15 protein-coding genes are annotated in these 17,608 nt (G+C 72.1%); 9 read left to right on the forward strand and 6 right to left on the reverse strand.

The features are described 5' to 3' along the window. Nucleotides 1-145 precede the first annotated feature (145 nt). A complete protein-coding gene (locus CP980_RS16500; RefSeq protein WP_150528487.1) occupies nucleotides 146-1,366 on the forward strand; it encodes a DUF1266 domain-containing protein in 1,221 nt (406 codons plus the stop codon). Nucleotides 1,367-1,449: 83 nt separating this feature from the next. Next, a complete protein-coding gene (locus tag CP980_RS16505) occupies nucleotides 1,450-1,866 on the forward strand; it encodes a PPOX class F420-dependent oxidoreductase (protein WP_132758217.1) in 417 nt (138 codons plus the stop codon). Between the two features lie 17 nt (nucleotides 1,867-1,883). Here the strand turns inward: CP980_RS16505 and CP980_RS16510 are convergent, their stop codons facing one another. The 5 genes from CP980_RS16510 to pdhA form a co-directional block, all read right to left on the reverse strand. Continuing rightward, nucleotides 1,884-2,648 carry a hypothetical protein gene (locus CP980_RS16510; protein ID WP_150528488.1) on the reverse strand — a complete coding sequence of 255 codons (765 nt, stop codon included), beginning with the start codon at nucleotides 2,646-2,648 and terminating at the stop codon, nucleotides 1,884-1,886. 35 nt (nucleotides 2,649-2,683) lie between these two features. Beyond that, complete coding sequence (locus tag CP980_RS16515; RefSeq protein WP_150528489.1) at nucleotides 2,684-3,619, reverse strand: GNAT family N-acetyltransferase; 936 nt, start codon at nucleotides 3,617-3,619, stop codon at nucleotides 2,684-2,686. Between the two features lie 111 nt (nucleotides 3,620-3,730). Beyond that, nucleotides 3,731-5,164: a dihydrolipoamide acetyltransferase family protein gene (locus CP980_RS16520; protein ID WP_132758569.1), complete on the reverse strand. Its 1,434-nt coding sequence runs from the start codon at nucleotides 5,162-5,164 to the stop codon at nucleotides 3,731-3,733. A gap of 34 nt (nucleotides 5,165-5,198) precedes the next feature. Further along, entirely contained in the window at nucleotides 5,199-6,179 is a 981-nt protein-coding gene (locus CP980_RS16525) for an alpha-ketoacid dehydrogenase subunit beta (RefSeq protein ID WP_030857582.1), read from the reverse strand. Then, nucleotides 6,179-7,393, reverse strand: coding sequence for a pyruvate dehydrogenase (acetyl-transferring) E1 component subunit alpha (gene pdhA, locus CP980_RS16530; protein ID WP_132758211.1), 1,215 nt, complete (start codon nucleotides 7,391-7,393; stop codon nucleotides 6,179-6,181). The genes CP980_RS16525 and pdhA overlap by 1 nt, the downstream gene beginning before the upstream one ends. Before the next feature lie 326 nt (nucleotides 7,394-7,719). On the opposite strand from pdhA, the gene CP980_RS16535 reads away from it, so the two are divergent. Continuing rightward, on the forward strand, nucleotides 7,720-8,382 hold the full coding sequence (locus tag CP980_RS16535) for a response regulator (protein ID WP_099890498.1): 663 nt from the start codon (nucleotides 7,720-7,722) through the stop codon (nucleotides 8,380-8,382). A gap of 101 nt (nucleotides 8,383-8,483) precedes the next feature. Next, on the forward strand, nucleotides 8,484-8,900 hold the full coding sequence (locus CP980_RS16540; RefSeq protein WP_123513479.1) for a pyridoxamine 5'-phosphate oxidase family protein: 417 nt from the start codon (nucleotides 8,484-8,486) through the stop codon (nucleotides 8,898-8,900). A gap of 13 nt (nucleotides 8,901-8,913) precedes the next feature. Here CP980_RS16540 and CP980_RS16545 read toward each other — a convergent pair whose 3' ends face one another. Then, nucleotides 8,914-10,470 carry a protein kinase domain-containing protein gene (locus CP980_RS16545; RefSeq protein ID WP_150528490.1) on the reverse strand — a complete coding sequence of 519 codons (1,557 nt, stop codon included), beginning with the start codon at nucleotides 10,468-10,470 and terminating at the stop codon, nucleotides 8,914-8,916. A gap of 262 nt (nucleotides 10,471-10,732) precedes the next feature. Here CP980_RS16545 and CP980_RS16550 point away from each other — a divergent pair, with 262 nt between their 5' ends. The 5 genes from CP980_RS16550 (at nucleotide 10,733) to CP980_RS16570 (ending at nucleotide 17,577) form a co-directional block, all read left to right on the forward strand. Beyond that, nucleotides 10,733-12,406, forward strand: coding sequence for a protein kinase domain-containing protein (locus CP980_RS16550; RefSeq protein WP_132758205.1), 1,674 nt, complete (start codon nucleotides 10,733-10,735; stop codon nucleotides 12,404-12,406). 141 nt (nucleotides 12,407-12,547) lie between these two features. After that, entirely contained in the window at nucleotides 12,548-13,165 is a 618-nt protein-coding gene (locus CP980_RS16555) for a hypothetical protein (RefSeq protein WP_150528491.1), read from the forward strand. Between the two features lie 107 nt (nucleotides 13,166-13,272). After that, nucleotides 13,273-13,923, forward strand: coding sequence for a PadR family transcriptional regulator (locus CP980_RS16560; RefSeq protein WP_132758202.1), 651 nt, complete (start codon nucleotides 13,273-13,275; stop codon nucleotides 13,921-13,923). Between the two features lie 118 nt (nucleotides 13,924-14,041). Continuing rightward, nucleotides 14,042-14,758 (forward strand): ABC transporter ATP-binding protein, encoded by a 717-nt coding sequence (locus CP980_RS16565; protein ID WP_132758567.1) that lies wholly within the window; start codon nucleotides 14,042-14,044, stop codon nucleotides 14,756-14,758. After that, nucleotides 14,755-17,577, forward strand: a complete 2,823-nt coding sequence (locus tag CP980_RS16570) for an ABC transporter permease (RefSeq protein ID WP_150528492.1) — start codon at nucleotides 14,755-14,757, stop codon at nucleotides 17,575-17,577. The genes CP980_RS16565 and CP980_RS16570 overlap by 4 nt, the downstream gene beginning before the upstream one ends. Nucleotides 17,578-17,608 lie beyond the last annotated feature (31 nt).

Genomic DNA, 17,608 nt, shown 5'->3' on the forward strand with positions numbered 1-17,608 from the left:
CCGACTCCACCACCGGTGCTGCACCCTCGTGAAACCATCACCCTGAGTGACGGTCGTGCGCGGTGCTCACCGCGTGCGCGCAGCCCCCGCCGGGGGGACCGTACGGGCCGCGACCGGCGCCACGGGGCCCGTTAGGGTTTCCCGCATGGGGACCTGGATCGCGCCGAGCGTCGTAGAACGAGAGCTGTACGAAGCCAAGCTCAGGAACGACTGGCCCTCCTACTTCGACACCCTGGCCGGCGCCTGGCTGTTCATCCCCCTGGCCCGCGGCTACGCGGACGCACATCCCACCTCCGTGCTCCTCGAACCCGCGTACTTCCCCCAGGCCCGCGCCCGTTGCTACGTCGCGTACACGGCCGGCATGCTGCCCGCCCCCACCGCCGACGTGGTCTTCAAACGCCAGAGCCTCGCCTGGTTCGCCGCCGGCTTCGAGCCCGGCGACCCTCCGTTCCTGGCCGTCAACCCCGGCAGCCCCTGCGAGGCCTTCCTGCCGGCCTCCCCCGCCGACCGCGCCGTGTGGAACGCCCATTGGGACCGGGCGCCCCGGTACGGCCTGGAGCAGAACAAGGTGCACGCCCTCCACGTCGGGGGACCGCTGCGCGGCCCCGCCGCCTTCGGGCTCGCCTGCGGCGCGCACCTCTCGGTACGCAACGGGCTGTTCTGGAACGCCCTCGGCTACCACGGCGAGGGTTACGGCAAGGAGCGCGAGAAGCTCAAGGAGCACTGGGGCATCACCACCCGCGAGGAGTGGCTGGTCACCGTAGAGCAGTTGCTGACGGCGGACATGGTCAGCGCGGTATGGGAGTTCGCGCTCCGGATCCGCGCCGCCCTCGCCAAGGAGTTCGCCGGGCCGGTGGACATCGAGCACTGGCGCCACGCCACCGAGGCGACCCTGCGGGCCAACGCCGAACGGGCGGCCGAGCCCCGGATCACCCCCGAAGGCGTCACCGTCGCCCGGCCGCGTTCCACGGCCGAGATCGAGGGGGAGGTCGCCGGCGTCCAGCGGGTCATCGGCCGCATCGCGCGCTACGAGCAGCGCTTCCGGGCCGACGGGATCCTCGGCGAGGGCAGGTTCGTCCGGTCCGTCGAGGCCTGGGACTACGGGCGGGCCTCCCAGATGGCCCGCTGGGGCCTCGGCGCCCGCCTGTGCACGCTCCAGGAGGCGGAGGACGCCGTGGTGAGGGCCGGGAGGGTCTGCCGGCTCTCCTACCGCTCCTGGGAGGACCTCTCCGCCGGCTTCATCCTGGGGCGCTGCCTTCAGTTCGACGAGGAGGAGTACGGGCACTGGTACACGGACATGGCCGCCACCCACCAGGCGCTGATGAGCGATCCGGGCAGTCCCTGGCTCAACATCCCCTGGGAGTAGGACAAGCGCCGCCGTCCGGCGACTTTTCCCAGTAGCGGCAAATCCTTGGACGGAGCCCGAATCCGCCAACTAGCGTCGCCCGCATGACCATTGTGCTGAATGACACGGTACGCAAACTGCTCGACTCCCCGCACCCGGCGGTGCTCACCACCCTCAACCCCGACGGCGGCCCGCAGAGTTCGGTGGTCTGGGTGGCCAGGGACGGCGACGAACTGCTGATCTCCACCGAGCAGGGGCGCCGCAAGGAGCGCAACATCGCCCGCGACGCGCGCGTCGGGCTGACCGTCTTCGACACCGCCAACCCCTTCATGTACGTGGAGATCCGCGGCACGGCCACCCTCGCCGAGGACACGGGCCGCGAGGTCGCCGTCCTCATCGCGGAGCAGTACATGGGGCCGGGCGGCGGCAAGGAGTACGCCGAGGCCCCGGCCGAGAACGTCCGCCTCGTCGTGCGCGTCACCCCGACCAAGGTGCTCGGCAACGCGGCCAAGGCCGGATAGCCGTATCCCGTCCGGCGCTACGGCAGCTGCGGGCGGACCTGCGACCAGGCGTCGACCGCCGCCGCGAGCGGGTCCCCCTCCGCCAGATGCGGCCGTACGAGGGCCGTCCAGGGCAGCAGGAGCTTGATGCGCCGCAGGTGCTGGATGCGCGGTCGCGGCAGGTCGCGCCACGTGCGCGCCTCCGCGGCCGCCTCCGCCGGGGTCAGGTCGATCAGCGCCAGCGCGTCGCGGCACAGCTCCGCCGGATCGCCGCCGCGGCCCGGGCCGAACTGATCGATCAGGTAGCCCCGTACGGCGGCCACCTCGACCGCCCGGTCCAGCGGGTGCGCGCCCTCCCACTCGGCCTTGCGGTACGTCGCGGCCAGCGCGACCGCGCCCCAGCGCAGCCGGGTCCCCTCGGGCAGCCAGTCCCCCTGCATCCGGCCCACGGCCAGCGTCCGCAGGGTCAGCGGATGCGGCTCGTCCAGCAGCGGCGGGTCGGTGGCCAGCCAGGCCTCGATGTCCTCCAGCGCGTGCCCGCCGGGCGGGACGGCGGTCAGCACCTGGCCCCGGGCGAGCAGCGCGACCAGGGCCCCGGTGAGGTGCACCTTGGCCACGTGGCCCGCGTCGAAGAAGGCCACGGTGCGCCCGTACCGCTCGATACGGCGCAGCCCGAGCCGCAGTTCCCCGACGGCGTAGACCTGCCCGGCGCGCGCGACCCCGCCCAGGCAGCGGACCACGCACACCCCGCCCGTGACGTCGGCCTCCTCGACGGAGTACACCTGCAACTCGGCGATGGCCACTCCCGGCCCCCCTTCCCCGGCGGGGAGGCTACCCCCTAGCCCTGCGGACGCTCCAGGACCAGGCGGATCTCCGTGACCTCGTAGCCCGCGCGGTCGAAGGCGGCGGCCATCGGGGCGTTGACGGTGTCCGTGGTCGCCGTGATGCGCTCGGCGCCGGCGGCCGCGTGGAAGCGGGTGATCTCTGCCAGGACCTCGTCGATCAGGCCCCGGCCGCGCAGCTCCGGTACGACGCCCAGATATCCGACGTTGCGGTGGTACGGGGTCGCGGACGGGACGGCCAGGCCGGCGAGGGTGCCGTCCGGGAGCTCGGCCAGCCGCCACCAGGAGCGCTCACCGGGGCAGTCCAGGTAGAACTCGACGTCATCGCGGGCCAGTTGCTCAGCGTCCCTCGTGCGCAGCTCGTTCTGCGTGTGCAGGTCCAGGCTGCCGGCCGAGAGGCGGGCGAAGGCGTCGAGGAACTCCTCGTCCGTGCCCTCGCGGAAGACCAGCCGCCCGGTGGGCCCGGCGGTGCCGGCGGCCGGCGTCCACTCGTAGCGCAGCCGCTCGATCTCGCGGGTCAGCCCCGCCTCGTACGCGGCCCGCCGGCGCCAGGCGACGGCCTCGACGAGGCCGGGGCGGGTGCGCCAGTCGCCGGGCAGCGAGATGTTGTAGAGCGGGACGTTCCCGAAGGCCGCGTGCCCGGCGGCGAGCAGGCCGGCGGCGAGCGCGGCAGGGTCGGCGACGGATTCCCGTACCTGGAGGCAGTCGAGCGCGATGGGCCGCTCGCTGTCGGCCCGGCCCCACCACAGCGCACGGCCGAGGACCTCGCCGTCCTCGTCCTCGGCGAACCAGATCCACTCGGGCCGGAACCGGTTCCCGGCGAGCTCCTCGCGGATCTTCTCGGCGGACAGGGCCTCGACCGGCCCGTCGGCCGGGTAGGCCAGGGCTCGGTCGGTGCCGTCGGGGGCCTCAGTGGCGGCGCGGAATCTCATACGTTGATCATCGCCCGGCCGCCGGGCATCCGACCAGGAGTTTTCCGACGGGCCGAAGCCCCCCTCGCGGTGCGGTGGCGAGGGGGGCTTCGGGTACCGGTCGGGACCGGGCTACGCCCAGGTGACCAGGCGGCGCGGGTGTTCCAGGACGGCCGCGATGTCCGCCAGGAACTTCGAGCCGAGCTCACCGTCGATGAGGCGGTGGTCGAACGACAGCGCCAGGGTGGTGACGTGACGCGGCTTCACCTTGCCCTTGTGGACCCACGGCTGGAGCTTGATCGCACCGACCGCGAGGATCGCGGACTCGCCGGGGTTCAGGATGGGCGTACCGGTGTCGACGCCGAAGACGCCGACGTTGGTGATGGTGATGGTGCCGTTCTGCATGTCGGCCGGGGAGGTCTTGCCGTCGCGGGCCGTGGCGACCAGCTCGGACAGGGCCGTGGACAGCTCGCCGAGGGTCTTGGCGTGGGCGTCCTTGATGTTCGGGACGATCAGGCCGCGGGGGGTGGCCGCCGCGATGCCCAGGTTGACGTAGTGCTTGAGCACGATCTCCTGGGCCGCCTCGTCCCAGGACGCGTTGACGTCCGGGTTGCGGCGGATGGCCACCAGCACCGCCTTGGCGATGAGCAGCAGCGGGTTGATCCGCAGACCGGCGAGGTCCGGGTCTTCCTTGAGCTCCTGGACCAGCTTCATCGTGCGGGTCACGTCGAAGGTGATGAACTCGGTGACGTGCGGCGCGGTGAACGCCGAGTTGACCATCGCCTGGGCGGTGACCTTGCGGACGCCCTTGACCGGGATGCGGGTCTCGCGGGCGTCCCCGGCCGCCGCCGGTGCCTCGGCCTGGGCCGGTACCGGCACGGCCGCTGCGGATACGGCCGGAGCCGGTGCGGACACCGCGCTCTGCGGGGCGATCGCGGCCGCCGCGGCGGCGTGCACGTCCTCGCGGGTCACGACCCCGCCTTCGCCGGTGGGCACCACCGAGGCGAGGTCGATGCCGAGGTCCTTGGCCAGCTTGCGCACCGGCGGCTTCGCCAGCGGGCGCTCCCCGGCCGCGTGGCCGTTGCCGTTCAGCCCGGCGGGTGCGGCGGCCGGCGCGGCCGCCGCCTCCGGCTGGGCGGGTACGGCCGGCAGGGCCACCGCGGCGCTGCCGTTCTGCGCGGCCGGAGCGGCCTTGCGCGGGCGGCGCTTGGTCGAGGCCTGGGAGACCCCGTAGCCGACCAGGACGGGCTGGCGTGCGGCGGCGGCCGGCTCCTCGGCGGCCTCGGCGACGACGGGAGCCGCGGCCGGGGCCACGGCCGCAGCGGCGGCCTCGGGGGCCTGGGCCTCGCCCGTCTGCACCGAGATGATCACCTGGCCGACGTCGACCGTGGTGCCCTCCTCGAAGAGCAGTGCGTGCACGGTCCCGTCGAACGGGATCGGCAGCTCCACGGCCGCCTTCGCCGTCTCGACCTCGCAGACGACCTGCCCGTCGGTGACCGTGTCACCGGGCTGGACGTACCACTTGAGGATCTCGGCCTCGGTCAGGCCCTCGCCCACGTCGGGCATCTTGAATTCGCGGATCGTCACGGGAACGCTCTCCTCAGTACGCAAGCGAGCGGTCGACGGCGTCGAGCACCCTGTCCAGGCCCGGCAGGTACTCGTCCTCCAGGCGGGCCGGCGGGTACGGGGCGTGGAACCCGCCCACGCGCAGCACCGGCGCCTCCAGGTGGTAGAAGCACCGCTCCGTGATGCGGGCGGCGATCTCCGCGCCCGTGCCCAGGAACACCGGGGCCTCGTGGACGACCACGAGCCGGCGGGTCTTCTCCACGGAGACCTGCAGCCCGTCGAAGTCGATCGGGGACATCGAGCGCAGGTCGACGACCTCCACCGACTTGCCCTCCTCGGCCGCGGCGGCCGCCGCCTCCAGGCAGACCTTCACCATGGGGCCGTAGGCCGCCAGGGTGATGTCCGAGCCCTCGCGCGCCACGCGCGCCTTGTGCAGCTCGCCGGGGATGGCGTCGGTGTCGACCTCGCCCTTGTCCCAGTAGCGCCGCTTCGGCTCGAAGAAGATCACCGGGTCGTCGCTGAGGATCGCCTGCTGGAGCATCCAGTACGCGTCGCTCGCGTTCGACGGCGAGACCACCTTCAGGCCCGGGACGTGCGCGAACAGCGCCTCGGGGGACTCCGAGTGGTGCTCCACCGCGCCGATGCCGCCGGCGTACGGGATGCGTACGACGACCGGCATCTTGACCTTGCCCAGCGCCCGCGCGTGCATCTTCGCGAGCTGCGTGACGATCTGGTCGTACGCGGGGAAGACGAACCCGTCGAACTGGATCTCCACCACGGGCCGGTAGCCGCGCAGCGCCAGGCCGATCGCCGTGCCGACGATGCCGGACTCGGCGAGCGGGGTGTCGATGACCCGCTCCTCGCCGAAGTCCTTCTGCAGACCGTCGGTGATGCGGAAGACACCGCCCAGCTTGCCGACGTCCTCGCCCATGATCAGGACCTTCGGGTCCTGCTCCAGGGCCTTGCGCAGGGACTCGTTGAGCGCCTTCGCGATCGACATCTTCTCGACAGCCATCAGTGACCCTCCTCGAAGGACGCGAGGTAGGCGGCGAACTGGGCGCGCTCCTCGTCGACGAGCGCGTGCCCGTCCGCGTAGACGTTCTCGAAGATCGCCATGGTGTCCGGGTCGGGCATGGCGCGCACGACCTCGCGCACCCGCTTGCCCAGGGCCTCGCTCTCGGCCTCCAGCGACTCGAAGAAGGCCTCGTCGGCGCCGCCGCTGGCCAGCAGGTACGTCTTCAGGCGCAGGATCGGGTCCTTCGCCTCCCAGGCCTGCGTCTCCTCGTCCCGCCGGTACTTGGTCGGGTCGTCGGAGGTGGTGTGCGCGCCCATGCGGTACGTGAACGCCTCGACCAGGGTCGGGCCCTCGCCCGCGCGGGCCCGCGCCAGCGCCCAGCGGGTGACCGCGAGGCAGGCGAGCACGTCGTTGCCGTCCACGCGGACGCCGGGGAAGCCGAAGCCCTGGGCGCGCTGGTAGAGCGGCACGCGCATCTGGCGCTCGGTCGGCTCGGAGATCGCCCACTGGTTGTTCTGGCAGAAGAACACCACGGGGGAGTTGTAGACGGCCGAGAAGGTGAACGCCTCGGCCACGTCGCCCTGGCTGGACGCGCCGTCGCCGAAGTAGGCGATGACCGCGGAGTCCGCGCCGTCCTTGGCCACGCCCATCGCGTAACCGGTCGCGTGCAGCGTCTGCGAGCCGATGACGATCGTGTACAGGTGGAAGTTGTTCGTGTTCGGGTCCCAGCCGCCGTGGTTCACGCCGCGGAACATGCCGAGCAGGTTCGTCGGGTCGACGCCCCGGCACCAGGCCACACCGTGCTCGCGGTAGGTCGGGAACACGTAGTCGTCGTCGCGCAGGGCGCGGCCGGAGCCGATCTGGGCGGCCTCCTGGCCGAGCAGCGAGGCCCACAGGCCCAGCTCGCCCTGGCGCTGGAGGGCGGTCGCCTCGCCGTCGAATCGGCGGGTCAGGACCATGTCGCGGTAGAGCCCGCGCAGGTCCTCGGTCGTGATGTCCTCGACGAAGGAGAGGAACTCCGCGGCGTCGGGATTGTCCGCTGCGCTGACCCGTTCACCCTCGGGCGTCAACAGCTGTACGAGCTGGGGCTCGGCGTTCTGCGCGGTGGCGGCAGCCTTGGCAGCGGGGGCCTTGGCGGCGCTCGCCGCGCCTGCCGCCCGCTTGGTGCCGCTGCTGCGTCGCGGCTTGCGCGCGGCAGTGCTCTCCACGGTCACGTGTTGCTCCTCCGTCGGTCCGGCTCCCGGGTTCTCCGGGGTCCAGTGCGGCTCACCCGGATCCGTACCAGCGCACAAGGGTGGGTGCGCGTCGTGTACGGATTCGGGCGTGACAGGTGCCCCGGCAAGTGCCCTGCGCAATGCACGTTACCCAGTGCGCCGCATAACTGCGAAACCCCACTTGACCTGCGTTTTTGCTTGGATTTCCAAGTAAATCCGCCAGGTGGGGAACAAGCACTGGTCACAGCCTTGCAGGGGGCCGGAACAACGGCACGTTATCCCGGGTAACGACCGCAGGGAAGGGGTGAGTGTGTGAAACTGAGTTCGTGCGCGAAGACGGAAAAATCAAGGTATTCCTCCTGGACGACCACGAAGTGGTACGTCGGGGTGTCCATGAGCTCCTTTCGGTCGAAGAGGACATCGAGATCGTCGGCGAGGCCGGTACCGCCGCGGACGCCTTGGTGCGCATCCCCGCCACCCGTCCGGACGTCGCCGTGCTCGACGTACGCCTGCCCGACGGCAGCGGGGTCGAGGTCTGCCGCGAGGTCCGATCGCAGAACGAGGACATCAAGTGCCTCATGCTGACCTCCTTCGCGGACGACGAGGCGCTGTTCGACGCGATCATGGCCGGGGCCTCCGGTTACGTGCTCAAGGCGATCCGCGGGAACGAGCTGCTGAGCGCCGTACGGGACGTCGCGGCCGGCAAGTCGCTGCTGGACCCCGTCGCCACGGCGCGCGTGCTGGAGCGGCTGCGCGACGGCAAGAACGGCAAGGGCGACGACCGCCTGGCCAACCTCACCGAGCAGGAGCGCAAGATCCTCGACCTGATCGGCGAGGGCCTGACCAACCGCGTCATCGGCGAGCGGCTGCACCTGGCCGAGAAGACCATCAAGAACTACGTCTCCAGCCTGCTGTCCAAGCTGGGCATGGAGCGCCGCTCGCAGGCCGCCGCGTACGTGGCCCGGCTCCAGGCCGAGAAGCGCGCCTGAGTTCCGCCGCGGCGTCCGTTCGTCTCATTCGGGACCAACGTCCCCGATCGTCGGGGCCGCCTCCTCTTTTCGGACGAGGGCCCGTACCGGACAGTGGACGCATGTCTCCGGAGGAACTCCACGCCATCGAACTGCTGCGCCGCGTGCCGTACGGCCGGGTGGCCACCAGCATGCGCGCGCTGCCCTTCCTCGCCCTCGCCCGCCACATCGTGGTGGACGGCAAGGTCGTGCTGAGAATGCACGCGGGCTTCGGCTACCACCAGGCGTGCAACGGCAGCGTGGTGGCGTACGGCGCCGACAACTTCAATTCCGCGGATGCCCGTCTGTGGTCCGTGCAGTTCACCGGAACGGCCCAGATCATCGAGCCGTCCACCCGGGAACTGGAACTGTTCGGACCAGTTCCGCATTACGTGGACGGCGCGGTCTTCGACCCCGTCTACATGCGCATCGAGCCCCAGTTCGTCACCGTGCACTCCCTGGCCGGAAATCCGGACAGGGAGTACCAGCACGCCCTCTGAGCTGCGAATTTCCCTAAAGATCGTCCAGCGGATTCGGCGATTCCACCGGCGGGCTCTTCGTCGGCGGCGCCTTCGTCGGCGGCGTCTTGGACGGACTGGTCGACGCCGAAGGCGATGAACTGAACGACGGCGACGTCGACGTCGAGGGGCTGCTGCTCTGCGTGAACTTGGAGCGGCCCGGCGACGGCGTGTAGTCGTCGTCCGACTGGCGCGACGACGGCGTCGCGTGCGAGGGGCTCACCTGCGGGTCGGACGGGGTGTTCGCCTGACCGCTCGAAGAACTCTGGACGGCGGGCGGAGTGCTGTCGTCCTTGTTGTTGCTGTGCGACACCGAATTGACGGCGTACGCCACGCCGCCCGCGATCGCGATGATCGCCAGCACCGCGAACAGCCACAGCTTCCAGCGGCTGCTCCCGCGGTCGTCGTAGCCCTCGTACCCGTCGTGACCGCCCTGCCCGCCGCCGTGGCCGTGGTTGTCGTACCCGCCCCCGCCGGGGAAGGCCGAGCCGTCGTCCGGGTTGATCGGCGGCACCATCGGCTGCTGGAACTGCGAGGTCGTGGCGTGCGCCGCGTACGGCTGCTGCCCGCCGGTCGGCCCCATCGGCATCGCCGTGGTCTGTGCCGCGCCGCCGCGCCCGTGCGGCAGGGCCATGGTGACCGGGCCGGTGTTCCAGGTGCCGGTGTTCGCGCCCTGGTCGTGCAGCATCTGGAGCGCGTACTGGACCAGCCCGCGCATCTCCTCGGCGCTCTGGAACCGGTCGTCCGGGTCCTTGGCGAGGGAGCGCATGACGAGCCCGTCGAGCTCCTGCGGGATGTGCTGGCCCTCCGGCAGCTGCGAGGGCGGAACCGGTGCGTCCTGTACGTGCTGGTAGACCACCGAGAGCGGGGTCTCGCCGGTGAACGGGGGCCGCAGCGCGAGCAGTTCGTACAGCAGGCAGCCGGTGGCGTACAGGTCGGAGCGGTGGTCGACCGCCTTGCCGAGCGCCTGCTCGGGCGACAGGTACTGCGGGGTGCCCATGACCATGCCGGTCTGGGTCATCGTCGACTGGGCGCCGTGCAGGGCGCGCGCGATGCCGAAGTCCATCACCTTGACCGCGCCGGTCTCGGTGATGATGACGTTGGCGGGCTTGATGTCGCGGTGCACGATGCCGTGCTGGTGCGAGTACGCGAGCGCTTCGAGCACGCCCGAGGTGATGATGAGCGCCTGCTCCGGGCCCGGGGCCTCGGCGCTGATCAGCAGATCGCGGATGGTGCGGCCCTCGACCAGCTCCATCACGATGTACGGCACCGTATTGGGGCCGACCTTGTCCTCGCCGGAGTCGTACACGGCGACGACGGCGTGGTGGTTGAGCCCGGCGACCGACTGCGCCTCCCGCGTGAAGCGGGCCTTGGAGACGGGGTCCTCGGCGAGGTCGGCGCGCAGCAGCTTCACGGCGACGATCCGGCCCAGCCGTACGTCCTCGGCGGCGAAGACCTCCGCCATGCCGCCGCGGCCCAGGCGGTGGGTGAGCCGGTAGCGGCCGTCGCCGACCAGGCCGCCGGCGCCCCAATGCTCAGGACCGTCGGCCATCCCGGCGCCGTTTCCCTCGGGTTCGGGTGCCATCAGTCCTCGCCGTCGTCTCTCTCGGCCGCCGCTCAGCGGTAGGTCCTTTTCGGGTGCTCCGATGAACGCTACAGCCTCGGAACAGGTCGCCGTTCGGACTATGGCGCCGTGTGGCCCCGTGGTCACGGAACGGGCACCCGGCTTGACGTGTGCTTGCCCTCCGGCAGACTGGGCGCCACATGCGCTCAGCCAGAGGCGTTGGGACACATCCCGAGGGGAAGCAACAGTCATGAGCCAGGACGGCACTCAGGGCCAGTACGCGGGCGGCTCTCTGGCCGGTGGCCGTTACCAGCTAAGGGACTTGCTGGGTGCGGGCGGCATGGCGTCCGTGTACCTGGCGTACGACTCGGCGCTCGACCGGCAGGTCGCCATCAAGACGCTGCACAGCGACCTCGGCCGGGAGCAGTCGTTCCGCGAGCGCTTCCGCCGTGAGGCGCAGGCTGTTGCGAAACTGTCGCACACGAACATCGTCTCGGTCTTCGACACCGGCGAGGGCGAAGTCACCTTCAGCGGCCCCGGGGCGGGCGACGCCGCCGTGATGCCGTACATCGTCATGGAGTACGTGGAGGGCCTGCCGCTCGGCTCCGTCCTGGAGGCGGACATCCGCCAGTACGGCGCGATGCCCGCAGACAAGGCGCTGAAGGTGACGGCCGACGTGCTGGCCGCGCTGGAGGTCAGCCACGAGATGGGGCTGGTGCACCGCGACATCAAGCCCGGCAACGTGATGATGACCAAGCGCGGCCTGGTCAAGGTCATGGACTTCGGCATCGCCCGCGCCATGCAGTCGGGGGTCACCTCGATGACGCAGACGGGCATGGTCGTCGGCACCCCCCAGTACCTCTCGCCCGAGCAGGCGCTGGGGCGCGGGGTGGACGCCCGCTCCGACCTGTACTCGGTCGGCATCATGCTGTTCCAGCTGCTGACGGGCCGGATCCCGTTCGACGCGGACTCGCCGCTGGCCATCGCGTACGCGCACGTCCAGGAGGAGCCGGTCGCCCCGTCCTCCATCAACCGTTCGGTCACCCCGGCGATGGACGCGCTGGTGGCCCGGGCCCTGAAGAAGAACCCGAACGAGCGCTTCCCCACGGCCGCCGCCATGCGCGACGAGGTCGCGCGGGTGATGTCGGCCGGGCAGACCGGCGCGCCGGCCATCGTGCCCGGCACGCACACGGGCGGCAGCGGGGCGGGCGTGAGCTCGGCCGTGTTCCCGCCGGTGGACTCCGGGTTCCAGGCCTCGCCGGCCCAGTCCGTGCAGCAGCCGTACGCGCCGACGCCGACGCCGTCCCCGTACGCACCCGCCCCGGCGCCGGTGGCGCAGCCGCACGGGCAGGGCGGCTACGCGTACCCGCCGCAGCAGCAGGTGTCGCACCAGCAGCAGTACGCGCCGTCGACCCCGCCGCCCTTCGCCATCTCCCCGGCCTCGACGAGCACGTCCGGCGGGGGCGGCGACAAGCGGAACATGCCGGTGGTCGTCGGAGCGATCGCGGTGGCGCTGCTGGCCATCGGCGGTCTGATCGCGGTGATCTCGATGAACGGCGACGACAAGGGCGGGTCCGGCGACACGGCCTCGTCGCCCGGGGCCTCGACGGCCGCGACGGGCTCGGCCAAGGCCGGGTACAAGGGGCCGGACACCTCGCGCACGATCGACGCCGCGAAGTGCAAGGAGCCGAGCAAGCACTTCAGCGACGCCACCAAGTACACGGCGCCGGACCTGCGCTACAAGAACCTGCTGTCGGTCAAGGCGTGCATCCAGGCCTCCGGCGGCAAGTACAAGATCGTCGACAAGGACGAGGCCGTGTACGGCAAGGACACCGTGCTCGACCAGAACCCGCGCCCCGGGGACAAGATCGACAAGGAAGGCACGGAGTACACGCTGACCGTGTCGACCGGCATGCCGGAGTAGGCCCGCAGGGGCGCCGTTCGGTCCCCCACGACACACCCGGCATCCCGGGCGACCCTGACGGGGCGTCCGGGATGCCGGTTTTGCCCCACTATGTAAACCTGAGCGCAACACCTCGGCTGCTCGGGACGGGAGGGGCTCCCCGTGACTCAACGCCTCCGCGCGCAGCGCTGGCTGGCCGGGGCCGCAGTGGCCGCCGCCGCCCTGTCTCCCGCCGCCCCCGCAGCTTCGGCCGCCTCCGCCCCGTCCGTCCCGTACCCGGCCAGGGCTCCCGCCGCCGCGCCGAAGGCCGACGAGACCGATCCGGGAGCCGACCCCGATCCGGTGGCCGACGTACCGCACGAGGCGTACGAGGAGCTCGCCGGAAGCGTCGCAGGAGTCGGGCGGGAGCGGCCCGGGCGGCCGGCCGCCGAGCCGGCGAACCCGGAGACCGTGCTCGCCGGCCGCCCCCTCCTCCCGGTCCGCCCGCACCACCGGCCGGCCACCGAAGCGATTCCGGCCCGCCCGGACCGGCCGGGCCACCCGAACCGCCCGAACCACCCGGACCACCCGGACCGGCCGGACCGGCCGGCCGATCCCGCCAGTCCGCGGCCGGTCGGGCAGCCCCCGCCGAGCCCTCCGCCCGTGGTCACCGCCATCGGCACGGGGCCGAACGAGCGCGCCGCCGACCTGGCCGCCCACCTACTGCCGCTCGGCACCGGATTCGCCCTGATGGGGCTGGGTCTGGGCTACCTCGGGATGCGGCTGCGCAAGGGGCTGTGACGCCCCTGCGCCCCCTCCCGTAGCCGGACGCGAGAGCGCCCGTCCCCCCTCCGGCGTACACCTCTGGATGGTTGCGCGGGCCTGCATACCCGGTATACATACTGAGTATGTCGATCCGCCACGGCCTCCTCGCCCTGCTGGAAAGGGGTCCTCGGTACGGCTCTCAGCTGCGTACCGAGTTCGAATCCCGCACCGGCTCCACCTGGCCGCTCAACGTCGGGCAGGTGTACACCACCCTCGCCCGCCTCGAACGCGACGGCCTCGTCGCACCCGGCGGCGAGGACACCGCCGGGCACACCCTCTACGCCATCACCGACTCCGGACGCGCCGAACTGCACCAGTGGTACGAGCGCCCCGTCGACCGCACCAACCCGCCCCGCGACGAGCTGTCCATCAAACTCGCCATGGCCGTGGGCGCCCCCGGCGTGGACATCCGCGCCGTCATCCAGGCCCAGCGGCACGCCACGATCAAGGCGATGCAGGACTACACCCGGCTCAAGGCGCAGGCGCTCGCCGCGATCGAAAGCGGGAAGTCCCGTGAACGCGACGACCTGGCCTGGCTGCTGGTCCTGGAGCAGCTGATCTTCCAGACCGAGGCCGAGGCCCGGTGGCTCGACCACTCGGAGGCACGGCTCGTACGGCTCTCCCTGCCGGCCGAACGGAGAGCCGAGCCCGATCCAACCCCGGCCGCAGACACCGACGCCCCCGCGGCCGCCGCCGCACCGAAGCTCCGCGCCTTCCGCACCCCGCGGGGCTGAAGCCACCACCGTCCCAGGGGGGACCTCCATGCCCGACCAGCACTCCGCACCCCGCATACAGCCCGGACAGCCCGGACAGCCTGCGCCGTCCGCACCCGCGGCGCCCTCCGCACAGCCCGTGCTGCGGCTCGACAGACTCGTCCGCACGCACGGCAGCGGCGCCACCGAGGTGCACGCCCTGCGCGGCATCGACCTGTCCGTGTACCCCGGCGAGCTCGTCGCCGTCATGGGCCCCTCCGGCTCCGGCAAGTCCACGCTGCTCACCCTGGCCGGCGGCCTCGACACGCCCACCAGCGGCCACGTCGTCGTCGAGGGCACCGACATCACCACCGCGAGCCGGGGGCAGTTGGCCGCACTGCGCCGCCGCAGCATCGGGTACGTCTTCCAGGACTACAACCTGATCCCGGCCCTCACCGCCGCCGAGAACGTGGCGCTGCCCCGGGAGCTCGACGGGATCTCCGCCCGCAAGGCCCGCGTCTCGGCCTTGGCCGCCCTGGAGGAAATGGGCCTCGGCCGGCTCGCCGACCGCTTCCCCGACGAGATGTCCGGCGGCCAGCAGCAGCGCGTGGCCATCGCCCGGGCACTCGTCGGCGACCGCCGCCTGGTCCTCGCGGACGAGCCCACCGGCGCCCTCGACTCCGAGACCGGCGAATCCGTTCTCGCCCTGCTGCGCTCGCGCTGCGACGCGGGCGCCGCCGGCATCCTCGTCACCCACGAACCGCGGTTCGCCGCCTGGGCCGACCGCGTGGTCTTCCTGCGCGACGGCAGCGTGGTCGACGAGACCCTGCGCAGCCAGGCCGACTCGCTGCTCTCGGAGCAGGCGGCCGGCCGGTGAAGTCCTCGTACCACTCCTGGGTCGCGGCCATCCGGATCGCCCGCCGCGACGCCTGGCGCGCGAAGGGCCGCAGCGCCCTCGTCCTCGCGATGATCGCCCTGCCGATCGTCGGCGTGAGCGCCGCCGATCTCACCGTGCGCAGCGCCGAACTCTCGCCCGAGCAGAAGGTGACCCGTCAGATCGGTGCGGCGGACGCCCGACTGAGCGACTCCCATCTCACGGGGCCCGTCTTCCAGGACGTCGAGGGGAGGAACTCCTCGCCCGCCGGCGGCTACGACACCTACGTACCCGGCGCGGAGCCGGATCCCAAGCTCCTGCCCTCGGTGATCCCCGCGGGCGCCCAGTCCCTCAAGGACAGCACGGCGCACACCAAGATCCGGACCCGGTACGGCCTGCTGGAGAGCGATCTGCGCGAGATCGACGCGGCCAGCCCCCTGGTCAAAGGCATGATCGAGATGAAGCGCGGGCGGCCCGCCCAGGAGGCGGGCGAGGTCGTCGCCACGACCGCCTTCCTGAAGGAGTCCGGCTTCTTCGTGGGCTCCGAGTTCCGCGCCCGCGGCTCGCAGACGTGGTACCGGATCGTGGGCGCCTACGAGCTGCCCTCCGAGCTCAGCAAGAGCGAGATCCTCGCCCCGCCCGGCACCCTGCTGGCCCCGCTCGACAAGGCGTTCCAGGCCGCCGGGGTCCCCGGCGTGGTGGCCACCGACAGCTACCTGGTCAAGGTCGGCGGCGATGGTTTCACGTGGAACATGGTCAAGGCCCTCAACACGAAGAGCGTGCAGGTCGTCTCGCGCGCGGTGTTCCTCGACCCGCCGGCCGAGTCCGAGGTGCCCTACATCGCCCAGCAGAAGGCGGCGGGCTACTACTCCGCCGACCAGGGGCTCCCGACCACCGAACTGGCGGTCCTGGCCACGGTCGTCGGCCTCGCGATGCTGGAGATCTGCCTGCTGGCCGGGCCGGCCTTCGCGGTCGGCGCCCGGCGCTCGCGCCGCCAGCTCGGCCTGGTCGGCGCCAACGGCGGCGACCGGCGCCACATCCGGGCCATCGTGCTCTCCGGCGGCCTCGTCATCGGCGCCGCGGCCGCGGTCGGCGGCACGGTGCTCGGCATCGCCCTCACCCTGGGGCTGCGGCCGGTGCTGGAGGAGTATCTCGGCGCGCGCTTCGGCGGGTTCACGCTGCGTCCGCTGGAGATCCTCGCCATCGCCCTGCTCGCCGTCCTGACCGGCCTGCTGGCCGCGATCGCCCCGGCCGTCACCGCGTCCCGGCAGACCGTGCTGGCCTCGCTGACCGGCCGTCGCGGGGTCCGCCGGGCCAACCGGGTGCTGCCCGTCCTCGGCCTGGTCGCCCTCGCCGCCGGCGCCGCGATCGCCCTCTACGGCACGGCCTCCAGGATGGGCGCCACCGTGGTCGCGGGCGGCAGCGCCATCGCCGAGCTCGGCATCGTCGCCCTCACCCCCGTGCTGGTCGGCCTGTTCGGGCGGCTCGGGCGCTGGCTGCCGTTGTCGCCGCGGCTCGCGCTGCGCGACGCCGTCCGCAACCGGGGGCGTACGGCTCCCGCCGTCGCGGCCGTCCTGGCCGCCGTGGCCGGCACCGTCGCCGTGTCCACGTACACGCACAGCCAGGAGATCCAGGCCCGCCACGAGTACGTCGCCGACCTCCCGGACGGCGTGGGCATCGTGTCCATCAACGAGCTCGGCCGCAGCAAGGACATGGGCGCCGTCCGCGAGGCGGTGACGCAGGAACTCCCCCTGGCCGTACGGGCGGACGTGGACTACATCTCGTACGGCAAGCCCGGCTGCGAGCGCTTCACCGGCAACGAGGGCTGCGGCCGGGCCGAGATCATCCGGCCCAAGGAGCAGCGCTGCCCGCTCTACGAGGCCAAGGGCGGGGCCGACGCGTTCGGCCCGGCGGAGAAGAAGGCGCTGCGCAAGGACCCGCGGTGCACGTACAACCGCCACTCCGTGCAGTTCGGCGTGGTCGTCGCCGACGAGAAGCTGCTGACGGCGCTCGCCGTCACCGATCCGGGCGCGGTCGCCGCCCTCAAGGAGGGCAAGGGCGTCTCGTTCGACAAGCGCAACGTCAAGGACGGCAAGGTGACCGTCCGGCTGATCGACAACAAGGACGAGGTCTACGAGCCCGGCGTCGACCCCAAGGGCGTGGACAAGGCCTTCCCCGTCCACCAGGCGCCCGACACCGCCGAGGGGTGGGGCCTGGAGCTCGTCCTGCCGCCCGCGGCGGCCAAGAGCGCCGGACTGACCACCCTGCCGTTCGCCTCGTACTTCACCCTGGACGGCACGGCCACCAGCCAGCAGAAGCAGCGGGTGGCCGCGCGGATCGACCAGATCGGCGTGGAGGCACCCGTCACCATCGAGGCCGGCTACCAGGCCCAGGCCGACATCACCGGCCTCGCCCTGACCGTCTTCGCGGGCCTGGTCACCATCGGTGCGGCCGGTATCGCCACCGGACTCGCGCAGGCCGATGCCGAGGCCGATCTGAAGACCCTGGCGGCGGTCGGCGCCCCGCCGCGGGTGCGGCGCACGCTCAGCGGTTTCCAGTGCGGGGTGGTGGCCCTGATGGGCGTGGTCCTGGGGTCGGCTGCCGGCATCCTGCCGGCGGTGGGCCTGCGGCTCGTCCAGCGACGGGAGACGGAACACCTGATGGAGATGGCCGGCGACGCGAACGACAAGCTGTTCGTGCCGATCGCGGTGCCGTGGGAGACCCTCGGCGGGCTGCTCGTCGTGGTCCCGCTCGGGGCGGCCCTGCTGGCCGCCCTGGTCACCAGGTCCAGCGGCGCCATGGCGCGGCGCGAGGCGGGCTGACGGTCACTCCGTGTTCTCGCCCCCGTACAGG

This window comes from Streptomyces vinaceus (genome assembly GCF_008704935.1).
GTDB lineage: Bacteria > Actinomycetota > Actinomycetes > Streptomycetales > Streptomycetaceae > Streptomyces > Streptomyces vinaceus.

Coding starts and splice junctions, on each gene's coding strand:
- CP980_RS16500 (WP_150528487.1), top strand. CDS start 146: ATGGGGACCTGGATCGCGCCGAGCGTCGTAGAACGAGAGCTGTACGAA.
- CP980_RS16505 (WP_132758217.1), top strand. CDS start 1,450: ATGACCATTGTGCTGAATGACACGGTACGCAAACTGCTCGACTCCCCG.
- CP980_RS16515 (WP_150528489.1), bottom strand. CDS start 3,619: ATGAGATTCCGCGCCGCCACTGAGGCCCCCGACGGCACCGACCGAGCC.
- CP980_RS16520 (WP_132758569.1), bottom strand. CDS start 5,164: ATGCCCGACGTGGGCGAGGGCCTGACCGAGGCCGAGATCCTCAAGTGG.
- CP980_RS16525 (WP_030857582.1), bottom strand. CDS start 6,179: ATGGCTGTCGAGAAGATGTCGATCGCGAAGGCGCTCAACGAGTCCCTG.
- CP980_RS16540 (WP_123513479.1), top strand. CDS start 8,484: ATGTCTCCGGAGGAACTCCACGCCATCGAACTGCTGCGCCGCGTGCCG.
- CP980_RS16545 (WP_150528490.1), bottom strand. CDS start 10,470: ATGGCCGACGGTCCTGAGCATTGGGGCGCCGGCGGCCTGGTCGGCGAC.
- CP980_RS16550 (WP_132758205.1), top strand. CDS start 10,733: ATGAGCCAGGACGGCACTCAGGGCCAGTACGCGGGCGGCTCTCTGGCC.
- CP980_RS16560 (WP_132758202.1), top strand. CDS start 13,273: ATGTCGATCCGCCACGGCCTCCTCGCCCTGCTGGAAAGGGGTCCTCGG.